1 pseudogene is annotated in these 384 nt (G+C 60.2%); it reads left to right on the top strand.

Features of this window, described 5'->3' with window-relative positions:
- Positions 1–324: pseudogene (locus HMPREF2757_RS12135) on the top strand (transposase); the annotation flags it as partial.
- Between the last annotated feature and the right edge of the window lie 60 nt (positions 325–384).

Here is a 384-nt window from a genome sequence, read left to right as displayed (position 1 = left end):
TGCAGCTTTGGCCGAACAAACCACCATCGTGGCCGGAACTCATACTGCCGGGCACATCATCAGCCAACGGGCCGCTCAGCTTGCACATCTGACCGAGCAGCGCGGATGATGACGCATGCCGCGATCTTAACGGTGGTGGATGCTCACCCTCTTACCGAAGTCCTGACCTCTATGCCAGGCATCGGGGTCAGGACAGCCGCGCGCATCCTCACAGAAGTCGTCGGCAAGAACTTCACATCCGCCGCACACCTAGCCTCATACGCCGGTATCGCACCGGTAACCCGCCGATCCGGAACCTCCATTCGCGGTGAAGCACCCTCCAGACGCGCGTTAGCAACGGAAACTCCCGTTAGCAGTGGTTGCTAAAGCGTGGATCTGCGGCTA

Source organism: Brevibacterium sp. HMSC063G07 (assembly GCF_001810665.1).
In the GTDB taxonomy this organism is placed as follows: Bacteria; Actinomycetota; Actinomycetes; order Actinomycetales; family Brevibacteriaceae; genus Brevibacterium.
This window is presented reverse-complemented; position numbering and strand designations above follow the sequence as displayed.